Origin of the sequence: Nonomuraea mesophila (assembly GCF_004352805.1) — a bacterium.
In the GTDB taxonomy this organism is placed as follows: Bacteria; Actinomycetota; Actinomycetes; order Streptosporangiales; family Streptosporangiaceae; genus Nonomuraea; species Nonomuraea longispora.
In genome coordinates, this window is record NZ_SMLD01000014.1 from 50,811 (window position 1) to 67,083 (window position 16,273).

18 protein-coding genes are annotated in these 16,273 nt (G+C 70.2%); 7 read left to right on the forward strand and 11 right to left on the reverse strand.

Going from position 1 to position 16,273, the window contains the following annotated elements; translation table 11 throughout:
• Positions 1 to 168 precede the first annotated feature (168 nt).
• From E1295_RS08195 to E1295_RS08225, 7 genes are all read right to left on the reverse strand, one after another.
• Entirely contained in the window at positions 169 to 612 is a 444-nt protein-coding gene (locus E1295_RS08195; RefSeq protein WP_132629186.1) for a hypothetical protein, read from the reverse strand.
• A 218-nt stretch (positions 613 to 830) separates the two neighbouring features.
• Complete coding sequence (locus E1295_RS08200; protein WP_281284723.1) at positions 831 to 1,217, reverse strand: STAS domain-containing protein; 387 nt, start codon at positions 1,215 to 1,217, stop codon at positions 831 to 833.
• Positions 1,218 to 1,258: 41 nt separating this feature from the next.
• Positions 1,259 to 2,236 carry a phosphotriesterase family protein gene (locus tag E1295_RS08205; protein ID WP_132629190.1) on the reverse strand — a complete coding sequence of 326 codons (978 nt, stop codon included), beginning with the start codon at positions 2,234 to 2,236 and terminating at the stop codon, positions 1,259 to 1,261.
• Between the two features lie 38 nt (positions 2,237 to 2,274).
• Entirely contained in the window at positions 2,275 to 3,708 is a 1,434-nt protein-coding gene (gene metG / locus E1295_RS08210; RefSeq protein WP_132629192.1) for a methionine--tRNA ligase, read from the reverse strand.
• A 79-nt stretch (positions 3,709 to 3,787) separates the two neighbouring features.
• Positions 3,788 to 4,105: an RNA methyltransferase gene (locus E1295_RS08215; RefSeq protein WP_246079907.1), complete on the reverse strand. Its 318-nt coding sequence runs from the start codon at positions 4,103 to 4,105 to the stop codon at positions 3,788 to 3,790.
• Between the two features lie 57 nt (positions 4,106 to 4,162).
• Positions 4,163 to 4,633 (reverse strand): universal stress protein, encoded by a 471-nt coding sequence (locus tag E1295_RS08220; protein ID WP_132629194.1) that lies wholly within the window; start codon positions 4,631 to 4,633, stop codon positions 4,163 to 4,165.
• Between the two features lie 66 nt (positions 4,634 to 4,699).
• Positions 4,700 to 5,329, reverse strand: a complete 630-nt coding sequence (locus E1295_RS08225) for a DUF998 domain-containing protein (RefSeq protein WP_132629196.1) — start codon at positions 5,327 to 5,329, stop codon at positions 4,700 to 4,702.
• A 183-nt stretch (positions 5,330 to 5,512) separates the two neighbouring features.
• On the opposite strand from E1295_RS08225, the gene E1295_RS08230 reads away from it, so the two are divergent.
• A complete protein-coding gene (locus E1295_RS08230) occupies positions 5,513 to 6,328 on the forward strand; it encodes an aldo/keto reductase (RefSeq protein ID WP_246079908.1) in 816 nt (271 codons plus the stop codon).
• Positions 6,329 to 6,441: 113 nt separating this feature from the next.
• Here E1295_RS08230 and E1295_RS08235 read toward each other — a convergent pair whose 3' ends face one another.
• The gene (locus E1295_RS08235; RefSeq protein ID WP_132629200.1) at positions 6,442 to 7,371 is read right to left on the reverse strand and encodes an anti-sigma factor RsbA family regulatory protein; all 930 of its coding nucleotides are present in this window, start codon (positions 7,369 to 7,371) and stop codon (positions 6,442 to 6,444) included.
• A gap of 180 nt (positions 7,372 to 7,551) precedes the next feature.
• Here E1295_RS08235 and E1295_RS08240 point away from each other — a divergent pair, with 180 nt between their 5' ends.
• The gene (locus E1295_RS08240) at positions 7,552 to 8,106 is read left to right on the forward strand and encodes a DUF1707 SHOCT-like domain-containing protein (RefSeq protein ID WP_246079909.1); all 555 of its coding nucleotides are present in this window, start codon (positions 7,552 to 7,554) and stop codon (positions 8,104 to 8,106) included.
• Here the strand turns inward: E1295_RS08240 and E1295_RS08245 are convergent.
• Together E1295_RS08245 and E1295_RS08250 are read right to left on the reverse strand one after the other, a co-directional pair.
• Positions 8,076 to 9,188 (reverse strand): aromatic ring-hydroxylating oxygenase subunit alpha, encoded by a 1,113-nt coding sequence (locus E1295_RS08245; protein ID WP_132629202.1) that lies wholly within the window; start codon positions 9,186 to 9,188, stop codon positions 8,076 to 8,078. The genes E1295_RS08240 and E1295_RS08245 overlap by 31 nt on opposite strands.
• Before the next feature lie 63 nt (positions 9,189 to 9,251).
• Positions 9,252 to 10,382 (reverse strand): FAD-dependent oxidoreductase, encoded by a 1,131-nt coding sequence (locus E1295_RS08250; RefSeq protein WP_132629204.1) that lies wholly within the window; start codon positions 10,380 to 10,382, stop codon positions 9,252 to 9,254.
• Between the two features lie 50 nt (positions 10,383 to 10,432).
• Between E1295_RS08250 and E1295_RS08255 the strand changes: the two genes are divergently transcribed.
• The 3 genes from E1295_RS08255 (at position 10,433) to E1295_RS08265 (ending at position 13,022) form a co-directional block, all read left to right on the forward strand.
• Positions 10,433 to 10,996, forward strand: coding sequence for a TetR/AcrR family transcriptional regulator (locus E1295_RS08255; RefSeq protein ID WP_132629206.1), 564 nt, complete (start codon positions 10,433 to 10,435; stop codon positions 10,994 to 10,996).
• Between the two features lie 87 nt (positions 10,997 to 11,083).
• Positions 11,084 to 11,458, forward strand: a complete 375-nt coding sequence (locus E1295_RS08260; protein ID WP_132629208.1) for a hypothetical protein — start codon at positions 11,084 to 11,086, stop codon at positions 11,456 to 11,458.
• A 91-nt stretch (positions 11,459 to 11,549) separates the two neighbouring features.
• Positions 11,550 to 13,022 carry a DUF2079 domain-containing protein gene (locus E1295_RS08265; RefSeq protein ID WP_246079910.1) on the forward strand — a complete coding sequence of 491 codons (1,473 nt, stop codon included), beginning with the start codon at positions 11,550 to 11,552 and terminating at the stop codon, positions 13,020 to 13,022.
• On the opposite strand, the gene E1295_RS08270 is transcribed toward E1295_RS08265, so the two are convergent.
• On the reverse strand, positions 12,998 to 14,140 hold the full coding sequence (locus E1295_RS08270) for a glycosyltransferase (RefSeq protein ID WP_166427141.1): 1,143 nt from the start codon (positions 14,138 to 14,140) through the stop codon (positions 12,998 to 13,000). The two genes, E1295_RS08265 and E1295_RS08270, sit on opposite strands and share 25 nt — an antisense overlap.
• A gap of 23 nt (positions 14,141 to 14,163) precedes the next feature.
• On the opposite strand from E1295_RS08270, the gene E1295_RS08275 reads away from it, so the two are divergent.
• Positions 14,164 to 14,973 carry a PIG-L family deacetylase gene (locus E1295_RS08275; RefSeq protein WP_246079911.1) on the forward strand — a complete coding sequence of 270 codons (810 nt, stop codon included), beginning with the start codon at positions 14,164 to 14,166 and terminating at the stop codon, positions 14,971 to 14,973.
• A gap of 91 nt (positions 14,974 to 15,064) precedes the next feature.
• Entirely contained in the window at positions 15,065 to 16,123 is a 1,059-nt protein-coding gene (locus E1295_RS08280) for a lysylphosphatidylglycerol synthase domain-containing protein (RefSeq protein WP_132629210.1), read from the forward strand.
• Positions 16,124 to 16,273: the final 150 nt, after the last annotated feature.

A 16,273-nucleotide genomic window follows, 5' to 3' on the forward strand; every position in this document is an offset into this window, starting at 1 on the left:
ATTGACGTGTGGCCGCCCCCGAGAAGGAGATTCGCGCGATGTACAAGGAGTTCGCTGTCGAGGCCGTGATGTGGCTGGTCCCGGTCGTGGTGCTGATCGGGCTGGCGCTCCTCGTCACCGCGTAGGCCCGAGGGCCGGCCAGGACACGGCCGGCCCTCGAAGCGTCATCTAGCGGTAATACCTGTACGCCACGGACGTGTTGGCGCGGTAACGGAAACCGGTGTACCCGTCGAGGTAACGGTTGTAGAGCCGGTTCAGCGTGCTCGTCCGCACGGTGCAGCTGGCGTAGCGGACCTTACGGGCCCGGATGCTGCCGACGTAGTCGTAGCAGCTCCCCGCCTTCCTGCCGTTCACCGTGAGCCTGACGTTGAGCTTCACGTTGAACAGGTTCTTGCGTGAGATGTTCTTGATCCTGACCTTGACCCGGCAGGTGTTCCGGCACCTGCCGAAGGACGCCTTGGTGCGGATCAGCTGAGGCCGGGCGGTGACGGCCGCCTTGGACGCCGCGGCGGCCACGGACGTGCTCGCCGAGGTCGACGCGTTGGCGGGCGCCGCCATGAGCGACGTCGCGGCAGCGGCGACTAAGACCGTTCCAGCAAGACTCCTGATCATGCATGCCCCCTGTGCAAGCACAGCCGCTTCCCCCTGTGGCAGCGGCCGGTATCCCGTTGATTACATCAAGAATCCGGAAGCACCAACATTTCGCCAAGGCAATCTGATATGGAACGGTTATTCTTTTATGCCCGGCTTATACGGGGATGCCTATGCCGCTGAGCAGGGACAGCACGGGGGACGGCCTACGCGGCCTACGGTGAGGAAGCTCGCGGCACTCAGTCGGTGAACGGCGGCTGGTCGCCGACCTCGTTGAGCTCGGCGATGGCCAGTTCGGCCGTGCTGCGGATGTCGAAGAACTTGTCGAGCGCGGTGATCGCGAACAGGTGCTTGCAGCGGCCGTTGAGCCCCGACAACAGCAGCCGGCCGCCCGAAGCGGTGACCGCTTTGTGCAGGTAGACCAGCACGGACAGGCCTGAGGAGTCGCAGACGCTGACCGCCTGCATGTCGATGACGAGCATCGGAGGCTGGGTCAGGTCGAGAGCTTTGGTGACGCGGTCGCGCACCTCCGCGGCGGAGCCGAAGTCGAAATCCCCCGTCAACCGCGCGATGACACAGGGTCCCTGGAGTCCGAGGCTTATCGACAAGGCCTGCTCCGAAGTCACCCAGCTCCACCTACCTGCGTTGCTTGCCCGATCCAACCACTCTACGAGAAGTAGCGCTTCGGGTTGAACACCAGCATCTGCTCAATCTGGCCATCGGTCACACCCGAGTCGAGCAGTGCGGCCAAGACGTCGTCGTGAATGTGATCGTAGCGCCAGTTGGGCGCGAGCGTGCCGCGGGCGTCGTCCCACGCACCGCCGAAATAGTCCATGAAACAGGCGGTGTCGTGGCTGAGGACCATCCGGTCAGCGTATCCGCGCTCACACAGCGCCGCGATCGTGGCCACCCGCTGCGCGGTCGGGTTGTACACGTCCAGCCCGAACCGGTCCATTCCGAGCGTCGCGCCCGTGTCGGCCATGCGCATGAGGTAGTCGAGGTCGTTGCTGTCGCCCGCGTGCCCGACGATCACCTTCTCCAGGTCGGCGCCCTCGTTGGCGAACAGGTCGAGCGCGATGAGTCCGCTCTGGGTGAACGCGTTGGTGTGCACCGTGACCGGCGCGCCGGTGAGGGTGTGCGCCCGCGCGACGGCCCGGCAGATGCGCTCCACTCCCGGCGTCAGGCCCTTGGCCTCGACCACGCACTTCAGGAACGCCGCCTTGACCCCCGTGCCGGCGATGCCCTCGGTGAGGTCGCGGACGAAGTCGTCGATCATCGGGTCGGGCATGTCGAGGAACAGGCCGGGGCCCCGGTGCTCGTACTGGTGCGGCAGTTCCTCGAAGGCGTACAGGCCGGTGGCGACGATGATGTTCAGGCCGGGCACCTGCTCGGCGACCCGCTGGATGCGGGGGATGTAGCGCCCCAGCCCCCACACCGTCGGGTCGACGAGCGTACGTACCCCCTTCGCCGCCACCGCGTTGAGCTTGACCGCCGCGTCCGCCACGCGGAACTCCTCGTCCCACCACCCGCCTCTGCCGTAGCTCTCCAGGTGCTCCGGGGACACGACGAAGATGTGCTCGTGCATGAGGGTCTGACCGAGCTCATCGACGTCCACGGGACCGCGCAGGGTGTCGACGGTGGGCATGCCGCGCCTCCATACCGGTGGGTCGGATGCGCGCCAACCTACACCGGCTGCCGGGGCCCGGCCAGCCGCCGGAACAGCGGCTCGGGCCGGGGCAGCCGCCCCTCCGCGTTCGTGCTCACGGCCGCGGTCACGCGCGCCGCCGCCGTGGGCAGGAAGGGCTCCAGCTGTACGGCCAGCGTCCGGCAGGCGTGCACCAGCGTGGCCAGGGCCACCTCCTGACCGGCAGGCGGCAGCGTCCAGGGCCGGGTGCGCTCGACGTACCGGTTGGCCTGCTCGACGAGCGCCTGCACGGCGGTCGCGGCCCGCCGGAAGTCGAACGCCTCCAGCGCCTCGTGCACCGCCTCGTCCGCCTCGAACGGCTCCTCTTCCCGGGCCTCCACGGGCACCCGGCCGTCCAGGAAGCGGTGCGCCATGGTGACGACCCGGTTGACCAGGTTGCCCAGCCCGTTGGCGAGGTCCTCGTCGGCGCGGGCGACCAGGCGTTCCTCGGTGAAGTCGGCGTCGCCCACGCGCGGCACCTCGCGCAGCAGCCACCACCGCACGGCGTCGACCCCGTACGCGTCCACCAGCACCGCCGGGTCGGCGGCGCCGCCGGACGACTTGCTGAGCTTGCGGCCGTCCGCCGTCAGGTAGTCGTGCACGAAGATCCCCGTGGGCAGCGGCCTGCCCGTGGACAGCAGCATGGCGGGCCAGTAGACGGCGTGGAAGCGGATCACGCCCTTGCCCATGAGGTGCACCTTGCGCGGCTCGGCCACCCACCAGCGCTCGTAGTCGCCGCCTTCGAGCGCGGTGACGTAGTTGGCCAGCGCGTCCCACCACACGTAGACGACTTGGCCGGGATCGCCGGGCACCGGGATGCCCCATCCCCTGGCGCGCGCGGCCGACCGCGAGACGCTGATGTCGTCCAGCCCCGCCTCGACGAACGCCAGCACCTCGTTGCGCCGGGCCGCCGGCTCGATCCTCAGCCGCCCGCTGCGGATGAGGTCGAGCAGGGCGTCCTGGTAGCGGGAGAGCCGGAAGAACCAGTTCTGCTCGGAGACGAGCTGCAGCGGCGCCTCATGACCGTCGGGACAGGGCCCTTCCGGATAGAACTGCTCGCAGCCCACGCAGTAGAGCCCCTCGTAGTGTCGCTGGTAGAGGTCGTGCCGGGTGGCTTCCCAGATCCGCTCCACGCCCGCGCGGTGCCCGGGATGGCTGCTCGTCCTGATGAACGCGTCGAACGACAGGTCGAGCGGCCCCCGCAGCGCCTCGAACGCGGCGGCGTTCCTGTCCACCAGTTCCCGCACCGGCACGCCCTCCGCCTCGGCGGCCAGCACGTTCTTCAGCGAGTTGTCGTCGGTGCCGGTCTGGAACCGTACGGGCTCGCCGCGCCGCCGGTGGTGCCGGGCCAGCACGTCGGCCTGGACGAGCTCCAGCGCGTGCCCCAGGTGGGGGCGGGCGTTGACGTAAGGGATGGTCGTCGTGATGTACATCGGATGCCTCCATGGGGCCCCGGACACGACGAGAGGCCCCGCTCGCAGGGCCTCAACAAGACGTCGCCGGTGAAAGCCCCTAGGGGCTCATCATCACCAGGTATGTCGTCATGCCGTCGATGGTACACGGCGGGCTCAGGAGAATCCGGCGAGTTTGTGAGCGAACCATCGGCATGTCGGCCAGCCGGATGGCCTCCTCGGCCAGTTCGACGCCGAGCACCCGCTCCTGCCTGCGGGCCAGCCAGTCCAGCGGGCGCACCCAGTGCACGCACGCCCCCTTGCGCAGGGTGTTGCCCCTGGCCAGCGCCTCGGGCACCCAGGGCAGGCGAGGCACCGCCAGGCACGCCCCGACCGCGTCGCACGTGCGCAGGAGGGTGCCGAGGTTGGCGTCGTGCATCGGCCAGAGCGGGGCGACGGTGAGGTGACCGAGACAGCGGGGCGGCCTGCGCCGCCGTCAGTCCTTGCCCTCGGCCGCGGCGGCAGGGGCGGGCACCACCAGCACCGGCCTGCCCGCGTGGTGCAGCACCCGGTCCGACGTGCTGCCGAGCAGGAGCGACCGCACGCCGCCGAGCCCGCGGGTGCCGGTCACGATGAGCTTGGCGTCGATCTCGTTGGCGACGTCCACGATCGTCGACCAGACGGCCACGGAGTCCACGTCACACCGGGGCACGGCGTTCAGCCCGCCCTGCCTGGCCCGGTCCGCACCGCGATCGGCCAGCTCGCGCATCGCCTTGGCGATCGCCTCGTCCTCGATGCCCGACTGGTCCATGGTCATCATCAGTCCCACGGAGGCCCTGGCCGAGGTCATCACCAGCCGCTCCCACACCGTCAGCACGACCGCGTCGGCGCCGCGGAACATCTCGGCCGCGAACGCGATCGCGGCATCGGCGTCGTCGGAACCGTCGTACGCGATCAGAATCGTCATTCCAGCCACTCCTCAAGCGAGATCGGAACCCTCATCTATCCCGAGGGGCGGCTTTCACTCCTCGCGCTAGGCCATGATCGGCGTGACGCCGGGGCCGGAGGCCCGGGCCGACGGCTTGAGCATCGACAGGCCGGCCAGCGCCAGCACACCGAGCTCGGTGATCACCACGGCCCGCTGGGTCAGGCCGGCCGGGATGTCCTCGCTGGCCAGCGGGATGCCGAACATGCGGACCACGTACGGGACCACGACGAGCAGCAGCGCGCCCAGCGCCACCCCGCTGAGGGCCCGTACCGTTCTGGCGAAGCGCACGTTCGCGCGGGCCAGCAGCATGCCCGCCACGGGCATCACCAGGAAGGCAACGAAGGCGGCATAGCGGTGGATGCCGCCCGACAACGACAGCGGCACCCCGGGCCGGTCGGTGGGGAAGGCCCCGACCAGGAACATGCTCGCCCCCCACACCAGCAGCAGCACGACGACCCAGCGGTTCGTCCCCGACCGGCGCAGTGCCTCGGCGATCAGCGCGGAGCCGGCCGCGAACAACGTCAGCGACGCGGGCAGCAGCCATCCCGCCGACTGGTACGCGTACTCGCTGATCACGCTGTGCAGCGGGTCCAGGTCGGAGCCCGCGTGCAGGGTGAGCATGGCGGCGCTCCCTGTGCCGATGGCGGTGAATCCCGTGGCAAGCAATCCCTTCATGCCTCCAAGCTCGTGGAATGCGAGCTTTGCGACTATCGGAGATAGACCCGAACCGGCCCTGAAGGATCCCTTAATCCCTTGGTCTCACCGGACCCTGACCGACCCTGATGACCTGCCGGGACGTGACCCTGGGTAGGGCGTTCCCCCTCAGGGTGGGTGGCCCCGGCCGGACCCCGGTTTGACTTGGAGCGCGCTCGAGGGGCCAACGAAGAGCTCGTCGGCCGCGCCATCAAGGACCGCCGCGGCGAGGTGGTGCTGGCCACCAAGTTCGGCGTCAGGCGCGAAGGCGACGGCCGCTCGATCGAGAACAGCCCCGCCTACATCAAGGCCGCCTGCGACGCCTCGCTCAAGCGGCTCGGCGTCGACCGCATCGACCTCTACTACATGCACCGCCGCAACCCGGCCGTCCCGGTCGAGGAGTCGGTGGGCGCCATGGCCGAACTGGTCGAGCAGGGCAAGGTAGGCCATCTCGGCCTGTCAGTGGTGAGCGCGCGTACGCTGCGGGAGGCGTGCGCCGTGCATCCGATCGCCGCGCTGCAGAGCGAGTACTCGCTGTTCACCAGGGGCATCGAGCACGAGATCCTGCCGGCGGCCCGCGAGCTCGGCGTCGCGCTGGTGGCCTACTCCCCGATCAGCCGCGGTTTCCTGACGGGCACGCTGCCGCCGGCCGACGAGCTGCCCGACGACGACTTCCGCAAGCACATGCCGCGCAACGTGGGCGAGAACGCCCGGCACAACCGGGCGCTGGCGGCCGAGGTGAAGCGGATCGCCGAGGCGGCCGGCGTCACGGCGGCGCAGCTCGCGCTGGCCTGGGTGCTCGCCCAGGGCGAGGACGTCGTGCCGATCCCGGGGACGAAGCGGCTGCGCTATCTGGAGGAGAACGCCGCCGCCGCGGACATCACGCTGACGCCCGAGCAACTCGGCGCGCTGGACGCGGCCGTGCCCGCCGACGCGGTGCGCGGCACGCGCTATCCCAGCATGTCGGAGGTCGAGCTCTGACACGCAGGTCGGAGATCAAGCACTGACACGCAGGTCGGAGATCAAGCACTGACACGCAGGTCGGAGATCAAGCACTGACACGCAGGTCGGAGGCCCTGCACTGACGCCGCCGCTCAGCGCCGGACCGGGACGTCGAAATAGACCCTGACGGCGGTGCCCTCCGGCGTCGAGTGCACGCGGACGAGGTCGCTGAGCAGGTTGACGATGAGCAGCCCGCGCGAGCCCGCCTGGCGCGGGTCGACCGGGCTGCGCCCGGCCAGCGGGTCGGTGATGTGGCCGGCGTCGCCGACCTCGCACACGAGCCGCCCGTCGGTGGTCCACACCTTGATCGTGCCGGAGCCGCCGCCGTGGTCGAGGCTGTTGGCGCCCAGCTCGGCCACCGCCAGCCGCACGTCGTCGAGCCGGTCGCCGTGGAAGCCCAGCGCGACGGCCTCGCGCGCGGCCAGCGCCCGCGCCTCCGACAGGTTGCCGCTGTCGAAGCGCAGCGTGGCGCACCGCTCGGGCTCGTCGAACGGCCGGTTGTGCGCGTCGATCACCAGCTCGGGCGAGAAGTGGGGGCTGCGGCGTTCGCCGGAGGAGTCACGCAGCACGGGATGGGTGCGCGCCGCGTCCTCGATCACCGCCGGGTCGAGGCCCTCGGCGTCGTAGGGGCACAGGATCGTGGCGTGCCGGCCCGCGAACGACAGGTTGATCAGCGCCTCGTGCTGGGCGCACGCGGGATATTCCGCCGCGGTGCGGCCCGGCCAGACGGGCTCGCCGATGATGCGCACGTGGTCGTCGGGATACCGGTCGGCGAAGTCGCGCAGCACGGCGGGGATGATGCGGCCGGGATTGCGCCCCGCCGCGCTCATGTCGAGCAGTCGGACCGCTGCGGCGTCGGGGCCCAGGGCCTCCTCGATGAGGGCGAGGTTGCGGGCGGGAACGGCGACGGCGACGGGCTCGCCCGCCGCCAGGCCCTCGCGGACGAAGGCGGTCGTGGCAGCAACGTATTCCGGCTCACCTCGATAGAGGAGAGCCGGATGCTCGAACGGTTCTGCCAGCATCAGCCCTCACGCTACCCAAGGAGCGCGACTTCCCGGCGATCCACTGGGTACCTCATAGATGTGAAGAGAATACAGGTCAGTCGCCGCCCCCAGCCTGTCCGCCCGTCGCCGCCTCTCGATCTGCGCACCCCTTCTGGCCGACGTCTCCCGTTCTGAGCATTGTGAACCTATGCTCAAGACATGTCGGAAATGCAGATGCGGGTCTCCGACGAAGATCGGGAACGCGCCACCCAGCAGCTTCAGCGTGCGTTCTCCGAGGGTCGTCTCACCCAGATGGAGCTCGAAGAACGGCTCGAAGTCGCGCTGAGTTCGAAGACCTACGGCGACTTGCTCAACCTGATCGACGATCTCCCCGTCGAGCAACCCCGTGTCAACGACGTGGTCGAGCTGCAGTCGAAGCACGGGCTCATCAAGCGCTCAGGCGACTGGGCGGTCCCCCGGCGGCTGCGCGTGTCCTCCAAGTACGGCAGCGCCGAGCTCGACCTCTCCCAGACCGTCATCCCGCACCCGGTCGTCGACATCGAGCTCGACCTCACGTACGGCTACGCCAAGATCGTTCTGCCTGACGGCGCGGTGGTGGACGTGGACGGCTTCCAGAGCGACTGGGGCAACACCTCGACGGGCTCCGTCCCGAGCCGGCCGCGCCCCGGAGCCCTCCAGGTGGTGATCAGCGGCCGGGCCAAGTACGGCGGGCTCACCGTGCGCTACCCCCGCAAGCGCTGGTTCACCCACTGATGGAAGAGGGCGATGTGATGCTCGCTGGGCACGAGCACCCCGCCCTCCACGTACGCCCGTGACGACATGCCGGGCTGGGTCCGCTCGCAGGCGTCGAAGTCCTGCTCGTTGACCCGGTGGAACAGTTCGACGGAGGTCGACAGGTCCGCCCCCGAGGCGATCACGTCGGGGTGGTAGAGCCAGTCGCACTCAACGACGGTCCGGTCGGCGGCCATCGGGTACATCCGATGCAGGATCACGTGGTCGGGCACCAGGTTGACGAACACCTGCGGCCTGACGGTGATCGCGTAGTAGCGCCGGTCCTGCTCGTGTGACAGCTCGGGCAGCCGGCCGAAGCCCGGGCCGCCGTCCACGGTGAAGCCCTCGACCCGGGAGGCGAACTCCGCGCCATGGCCGACGTAGTACTGCGCCGCGTAGCCTCCGGCGAACTCCGGCAGCACGGCCGTCAGCTCGGGGTGGATGGTGGCGCAGTGGTAGCACTCCATGAAGTTCTCGACGATGAGCTTCCAGTTGGCCTTGACGTCGTAGCGGATCCTGCGGCCGAGCACGAGGTCCTCGACGTGGTAGCGGTCGATGGCGGCCGGGTCGCCGAGGCGTTCCGTGGCCGCGTTCTGCACCGTCTCCTCGAACGAGGGCGGCTCGGCGGCCAGGCACACCCACGCGTACCCCAGCCATTCGCGCAGGTGCACGGGCACCAGCCCGTACGCCACGCGGTCGATGTCGGGCATCTTCACCAGGTTGGGCGCGGCGGCGAGCCGGCCGTCGAGGTCGTAGGACCAGGCGTGGTAGGCGCACCTGATCGTCCTGCGAACCTCGCCCTGTTCCTCCACGCACAGCCGGGCGCCACGGTGCCTGCAGACGTTGAGGAAGGCGCGCAGCAGGTCGTCCCTGCCGCGGACCACGATCACGTTCTCCCTGCCGACCTGAACCGTCTTGAATGCTCCCGGCTTAGGCAGATCCTCTGTCCTGACGGCGCAGATCCAGAGGCTTTCGAAGATGCTTGCCTGCTCCTGCGCGAACACCTCGGGATCCGTGTAGGAGTTCCCCTGAAGGGTCGCGACCAGGCTTGACGTCGTCGTCAACCGTCACCTCTTGTTGCGTATTACGCACCGAGTTGCCCTATATGCAACATCGTCAGGTCGCGCTCAGGACGCTGTCAAGAGGTAAGTGCTGACTCTCCGCAACCACTTGACATACAGCCAGGTCGCGAGCCGGTCGGAGAAAAACCCCGCGAACGGGCCGTGCATGTCGGTGATCTCCGTGGCGGCCAGCCGGGCGGGCAGGCGCACGACCTTCGCCCTCGCCCGCTCGTACGCGCGCAACGCGCCGGCCGGTTCCGCGCGGCCGGACGCGGAGCGCAGCCCGTCGATCGCCCCGGCCAGCGACCAGGCGTCCTCCAGCGCCTGATTGGCCCCCTGGGCCATGGTGGGCGGCATGGTGTGGGCCGCGTCGCCGGCCAGGGTGGTCGGCCCCCGGCCCCAGACCGCGGAGAACGGCTGCCGGTGGTGCGGGAAGAAGTCGATGTCCGTGATCGTCTCCAGGATGTCCGGCACCGGGTCCGCCCATCCGCGGAACCGTTCGCGCAGCCGCTCGACCACGTGGGGGTCGTCGTCCCAGAACGGCTTGCCCGGCGCCGACCTGACGTCGAACCACCACAGCAGCCGGCCCTCGCCCGCCGGGATCAGCCCGCACAACCCCCGCGCCCCGGCGATCATCACGGCCCTGCGCTGCTCGGTGAGGGTGGTGGGCCGGGTGGTGAACCCCTGCCAGGTCACCCAGCCGCCGAGCGTCGCGCGGTCGTCTCCCCACAGGGCCTCGCGCACCGCCGAGCGCCGCCCGTCGGCCCCCACGAGCACGTCGCCGCGGACCGTGCGCCCGTCGGACAGGCGCACCTCCGCCCGCTCGGGCGCCACGTGCTCGGCGGCCACCCCGTAGGTCACCGGCATGCCGTCGGTGAGCAGTTCGACCAGGTCGCGGCGGGCCACGTGCACGCTCGGGTGGCCGTAACGGCGCTCGGCCGCGGTCAGGTCGATCGTGACCAGCCTGCGCCCGTCGACGGCCCAGGTCTCCATGGTCTCCAGACGCCGCCCGGTCGTGGAGTAGTCGACCTTGAGCTCCTGGAGTATGGCCGTGGCGGCCGGCCACAGGGAGACGGAGCCGCCGGCCGTGCGCAGTTCGGGGGCCTCCTCGTAGATCTCGACCTCGTGACCGGCGTTGAGCAGGCCGCGTGTCACGGCGAGCCCCGCGACGCCCGCTCCGACCACGATTACCCTCATAGCAACCCCTGATTGTGAGACCGTAAATATCAGATACTAGGAGTATCATTATGTCTGCGCGCGGACGCAAGCCCGATCCCACGGTCGATCACCGCATCAGGCAGGCCGTGACCGGGCTCGTGCTCGCGCGCGGCCTGGACTTCACCATGGACGACGTCGCGACGGCGGCGGGCGTGGGCCGGGCCAGCGTGTTCCGCCGTTACGCCACCAAACGCGACATGCTGCTCGAAGCCCTCGCCGGCATCATGAACACGCACGTCGCCATCCCCGACACAGGCTCGTTCGAGGGCGATCTGCGCGTGGTGGTCTCCGACACCCTCGCCCTCTTCCACCATCCCGACGTGTCGCGCATCACCAAGCAGGTCTTCGGCGAGGCCGGCCGGGATCCGGCGGTCGCCGAGATCATCCGCACCGGGATGCGCACCCGGATGGAGCGCTCGTGGATCGTGTACGAGCGCGCGATCGAACGCGGAGAACTGCCGCCGAATGCGGACCTTTGGATGCTTACGGATATGTTTGCCGGTTTCGTCGCTTACCGGGGGCTCCTGGATCTTCCCCTACCCGAGCCGGAGCAGATCGTGCAGGTCCTGCTGCACGGCTTTACGCCGCTCTGACGCGCGTGGTGTTAGTGGGGTGCAAGTGACGGTCAAGGCGTGCTCCATAATGTTCCCTTCGTAAGCAAACCTACGAAGGGCACGGAAATGACTCCCCCACGTCGTCGACTGGCCGTCGCGGCCGCGACGCTCACTCTTGCCGTCCTCACCACCGCCTGTGGTGCCCTGGGCAACGCCGTTGACTGCAACACCGCGGCCAGCGAGGCCAGCAAGATCGCCAGCGAGTGGAGCACCGCCGTCACGAAGAACGCCTCCGACACCGACGCCATCGGCACCGCCTCGCAGACGGCGGCCGACAAGACGAAGGAGCTCGCGGGCAAGTACGACGGCGAGGTCGCCTCCGCGCTGAACGACCTGGCGGCCGGGTTCGACTCGATGAAGGGCGGCGACCTGAGCTCGGTCTCCGAGTTCAGCGGCAAGGTGAACGGCTTCACCAGCAAGATCACGGCCGCCTGCTCCTAGCCGGGCGCACGGCCGCCGCTCCGCCCGTGGGGGGCTGGAGGGCGCGGCGGCCGTGCCCCGTTCGGGCGGATTCGTTCTAGTCTTGCCTTCCGTGACGGGACAACTGCTTGCGACGCCGGTGGGGGCCGGCAGCGCGCGGGCACCGTCATGGAAGAGCCGGCTGCCGGGCCACCGCGTGCTGGTGGGCGCCGTCACGCTCGCCGCCGCGGTGGCCTACGCCGTACTCGGGCTGGTCAAGCTGGCCACCTTCAGGGCCAGCACCTTCGACCTGGTGATCGTGGACCAGGCGGTGCGCAACTACGCGGGCCTGCGGCTCCCGTACATCCCGGTGCGCGGCATGTTCGGCGACCGGGGCATGGAATACGTCCAGCTCGCCGACCACTTCACGCCGCTCTACGCGGTGCTGGCGCCGTTCTACTGGCTCCACGACGGCCCCGGGACGCTGATCGTCGCGCAGGCGGTGTTGTTCGCCGCCGCGATCCCGTTCGTCTGGCTGTTCACCCGGCGCGTGCTCGGCACCTGGCCCGCCTACCTGGTCTGCGTGGCGTACGCGCTGTCGTGGCCCGTCGCGCAGGCGGTCGCCTTCGACGTGCACGAGGTCATGTTCGTCCCCGTGCTGACGGCGATCATGATCGAGCGTTACCACGCGGGGCGCATGCTGCCCGCGTTCCTGGCGATGGCCGCGCTCCTCCTCGTCAAGGAGGACATGGGGCTCATGGTGATCGGCGCGGGGGCGTGCCTGATCGCCCTCGGCGACCGGTGGCGCGGCGTGCTCACCGCGCTGCTCGGCCTCGGCACCGTGCTGCTCGTACGCGGCCTGACGATCTCCGTGTTCGGCGGCGACGCCAAGGACTACTGGGCCTACGGGCATCTCGGGGACGACCTGCCCGGGGCGCTCCTCGGCATCCTGAGCGACCCACTCGGCGCGGTGCTGCTCCTCTTCAGCGAGGAGGCCAAGGTCGACACCCTGCTGCTGATGGTGTGGCCGACGCTGCTGCTGTGCCTGCTCTCGCCGCTGTCGCTGGTCGCGCTGCCGCACGTGCTGGTGCGCATGCTGGCCGACCGGTCCCAGTGGTGGCAGGCGGACTTCCACTACAGCGCCTTCACCGTGGTGATCCTGTTCTGCGCGGGCGTGGACGGCCTGTCGCGGCTGTCACGGCTGGTCAAGCGCCCCCGTGACCGCTCGCTCCGGCTCGCGTGGGCGGCGGGCGTCTGCGCGGTCGCGCTCACCCTCGTGCCCCGGTTCGCCCTCGACCAGCTCCACCGTCCGGACTTCTACACCGAGCCCAGGGCGGCCGCCGCGGCGGAGGCCGTCGCCCGGGTGCCCTCGGGGGTCACCGTCGAGGCGGCCAACTCCGCCGGCCCGGCGCTGACGTCCAGGACCACCGTCCTGCTGTGGGGGCCCACCTCGCACGGCGCTCCGTGGGTGGTGGCCGACACCGCGCGCTGGGAGTACCCCTTCGGCTCGCCCGAGCAGCAGCTCTCCGCGGTCGCCGAGCGGGAGGCCCAGGGGTACGAGAAGGTGTTCGAGCGCGGCGGCTACGTGGTGTTGCGCCGCGACTGACCGCGCGGACTACGGGGCCCGCGCAGGGACATCGCCTGCGCGTACGCCCGGTCGAAGCCCTCGATCACGGCCGGCCACGAGCCCGCGGCAGGCGGCGTGGCACGGTTGTGCGCCGCGATGGACCCGCGCAGGACGGGGTCGGCGCACAACCGCGCCACCGCCCGCGCCAGGTCGCCCGGGGTGCGCCCGAGCAGCCCCTCCGTGCCGTCCTTGACGAAGTCGGCGACCCCGCTCTGCGTCCTGGCCACCACGGGCAGCCCCGCCGCCCGCGCTTCGAGCGCCGCGATGCCGAACGACTCGCGCGGCGCCGGCGCCACGAACACGTCGGCCGACTCCAGGACCTTGGCGATCTGCTCCCGGGTGTGCCGCCCCGGCAGCGAGACCCAGCCGGTCATGCCATGCCTGGCGAGGAAACGTTCCATCCGGCCCCGTGCGGGCCCGTCGCCGACGATCGTGGCCCGCACGGGGATCCGGGAGGGGACGCGCGCGCGGGCCGCCTGCAGCAGCTTCAGCAGGCGTACGGGATGTTTGCGCGGAGCGAGCCGGCCGACCGCCACGACGTGCACCTCGTCACGCGGGGCGGGCGGCGCCGGCGGCGGCGCCCAGCCCGACAGGTCGAGCCCGTTGGGCACCACGCGCACAGGGATGCCGGGCCCCGCCACGTCGCGGATGGGGACCGCGGCGGCGCTGCTCACCGTGGTCGCGACCAGCCGCCACCGTTGCCAGCCGAACACGAGCCCCAGCAGCCGGTAGAGCCCCTTGGTGAGCGGATCCCACATGCTGTGCACGGTCACCACGCACGGCACCCCGGCGCGCACCGCGGCCCGTACCCCCATCCAGGCGAACGGCGAGACCGCGCCCGCGTGCACGTGGACGACGTCGGGCCGGTCGGAGGTGAGCCGGCGCGTGAGATGTCCCACTCCGAACGGGTGCACGGGAAGGTCGAACGGCATCCTGGCGACGATCCTGCGCACGCCCGGCAGCGGCTCTCCCCTGGTCGCCGTGGCCACGCTGACGTCGTGACCGGCCTCCCGCTGCTCTCGTACGAGATCGGCGACCTGGACCTCTATCCCCCCGAGCCGGGGCAGGTAACAGTCGCTCACGTGAAAGATCCGCACCCCTCCCAGACTAATCTGGGCGTGTGCCTCCACGTACCGCTGTGTTCTTTCATGCGCACCCCGATGACGAGGCCCTGCTGACGGCGGGCACCATGGCGATGCTCGCCGCCGAGGGGCACCGCGTGGTGCTCGTGGTGGCCACGGCGGGCGAGCGCGGCCTGGCCGAGATGGAGCCCGGCGACGCGCTCGGCGAGACCAGGCTCAAGGAGCTCTACACCTCGGCCGCGCTGCTCGGCTGCGCCCGCGTGGAGTGCCTGGGCTACGGCGACTCGGGGCTGAGCCCCAAGGGCGGCAGCGCCGACGAACGGCCCGACAACGCCTTCATCGACGCCGACACCGAGAAGGCCGCCAAGGCGCTGGCCGCGATCCTTCATGAGGAGGAGGCCGACCTGCTGGCGATCTACGACCCGGCGGGCGGCTACGGCCATCCCGACCACGTGCAGGTGCACCGGGTGGGCAGACGGGCGTCGGAGATCGCGCGGACGCCGATCGTCCTGGAGGCGACGGTCAACCGCGATCCGCTGGTCCGGCTCCTGCGGCTGGCCAGCCGGTTCTACCGGTTTCCGCCGGAGTTCGACGTACGGACGTTCGAGAGCGCGTACTCGGCGAGTGAGACGATCACTCACCGCGTCAATGTCCGGAAATATGCGAAGCAGAAGAGGGCGTCCATGGCCGCGCACGCCTCGCAGGCCAGCGGCGGCGACAGCGACCGCACCCTCGCCGTCATGCTGAAGGTCCCCCGCCCTCTCTATCGCCTGGTCTTCGGCACGGAGTGGTACGTTCGCCGTGACCTTCCTCCGGGCGCCCGCCTCACTCATCCCTTCGACCAGTAGGCGACCTAGTTCCCACCCGCACACCCGGGGGGCTCCGCAGGAGACCGGTTCCTCCCCCACCTGAAGACGGAGGTCTCCTCGGAGGTATCCGATGAAGAACAAGTGGCTCCAGATCACCCTGTCCGTCCTGTCGCTCGGGCTGGCCGTGCTGCTCGTGGTCTACCTGCCCCAGATCGTGCGCACGCTCACCGGCAAGCCCGTCTCCTGGGCCGAGATCGGGGCCGTGTTCGGCGCGCTCGGCGCGGGCGAGATCGCGATCATGGCCGTGCTGTGGCTGCTGAGCCTGCTGGCCTACACGTTCGTGCTGACCAACTCGCTGCCGGGGCTGAACAACCTGCAGGGCCTCACCCTCAACGCGGCGGGCAGCGCGGTGAGCAACCTCCTGCCCTTCGGCGGGGCGGTCGGCGTGGCGCTGTCGTTCGCGATGACCAAGGGATGGGGCTTCACCAACCGCGCCTTCGTGGTCATGACGCTGGTCAGCGGCATCTGGAACACGTTGTTCAGATTCGTCCTGCCGGCCGTCGGCATCATCGCGCTGCTGATGGCCGACGAGGTGCCCAACGCGACCGTCGCCAAGGCGGGCTGGACGGGCGCGATCTCCATCCTCGTGCTGTGCGCGGTCGTGGCCGCTGCCCTCTACTGGGAGCGCGCCGCCACGCTGCTCGGCCGGGCGCTCGACGGCCTCACCAGGCTGCTGAGGCTGAAGCTGCACGCCTCCGCGGCCTTCCACCGGCTGCGCGCCGACACCGCAGGAGTCGTCAGGACCCGCTGGCCCGGCCTGTCACTCGGCATGATCTTCTTCCTCGGCTTCCAGTGGGCGATCATGGCCGCCTGCATGCAGGCCACCGGCGCCTGGCCGGGCCTGGCCGAGTCGATCGCCGTCTTCGCGCTGTCGAGGGTCCTGACCAGCGCCGTGATCACGCCGAGCGGCGCGGGGATCATGGAGAGCGGCGTGGCCGCCCTGCTGATCGCCTTCGGGGTGCAGGGCACCCCCGCGATCGCGACCGCACTGCTTTTCGGCTTCTGGACTTACACTATCGAGATCCCGTTCGGCGGCCTGGCACTGGGCGCATGGGCGCTTCTGCGCAGGCGCAACGGCCGGGACGCCGACGCGGAGCCCCCGTCCACGATCTCGAAGGCCCCCTCTTGACCACCACTGCGGCCCGCTGGGCCGACGATGTTCCGCGACCTGGGACGCGCCGCACACCGCGCCCGGCCGCCGTCGGCACGCGCTCCGGGTCACTGCACCACGACCATGAGGTGAACACCATGTCCTGGCACCCTGCAACGACCGACCGCA

Coding starts and splice junctions, on each gene's coding strand:
- E1295_RS08195 (WP_132629186.1), bottom strand. CDS start 612: ATGATCAGGAGTCTTGCTGGAACGGTCTTAGTCGCCGCTGCCGCGACG.
- E1295_RS08205 (WP_132629190.1), bottom strand. CDS start 2,236: ATGCCCACCGTCGACACCCTGCGCGGTCCCGTGGACGTCGATGAGCTC.
- metG (WP_132629192.1), bottom strand. CDS start 3,708: ATGTACATCACGACGACCATCCCTTACGTCAACGCCCGCCCCCACCTG.
- E1295_RS08215 (WP_246079907.1), bottom strand. CDS start 4,105: ATGCACGACGCCAACCTCGGCACCCTCCTGCGCACGTGCGACGCGGTC.
- E1295_RS08220 (WP_132629194.1), bottom strand. CDS start 4,633: ATGACGATTCTGATCGCGTACGACGGTTCCGACGACGCCGATGCCGCG.
- E1295_RS08225 (WP_132629196.1), bottom strand. CDS start 5,329: ATGAAGGGATTGCTTGCCACGGGATTCACCGCCATCGGCACAGGGAGC.
- E1295_RS08235 (WP_132629200.1), bottom strand. CDS start 7,371: ATGCTGGCAGAACCGTTCGAGCATCCGGCTCTCCTCTATCGAGGTGAG.
- E1295_RS08240 (WP_246079909.1), top strand. CDS start 7,552: ATGTCGGAAATGCAGATGCGGGTCTCCGACGAAGATCGGGAACGCGCC.
- E1295_RS08250 (WP_132629204.1), bottom strand. CDS start 10,382: ATGAGGGTAATCGTGGTCGGAGCGGGCGTCGCGGGGCTCGCCGTGACA.
- E1295_RS08255 (WP_132629206.1), top strand. CDS start 10,433: ATGTCTGCGCGCGGACGCAAGCCCGATCCCACGGTCGATCACCGCATC.
- E1295_RS08260 (WP_132629208.1), top strand. CDS start 11,084: ATGACTCCCCCACGTCGTCGACTGGCCGTCGCGGCCGCGACGCTCACT.
- E1295_RS08280 (WP_132629210.1), top strand. CDS start 15,065: ATGAAGAACAAGTGGCTCCAGATCACCCTGTCCGTCCTGTCGCTCGGG.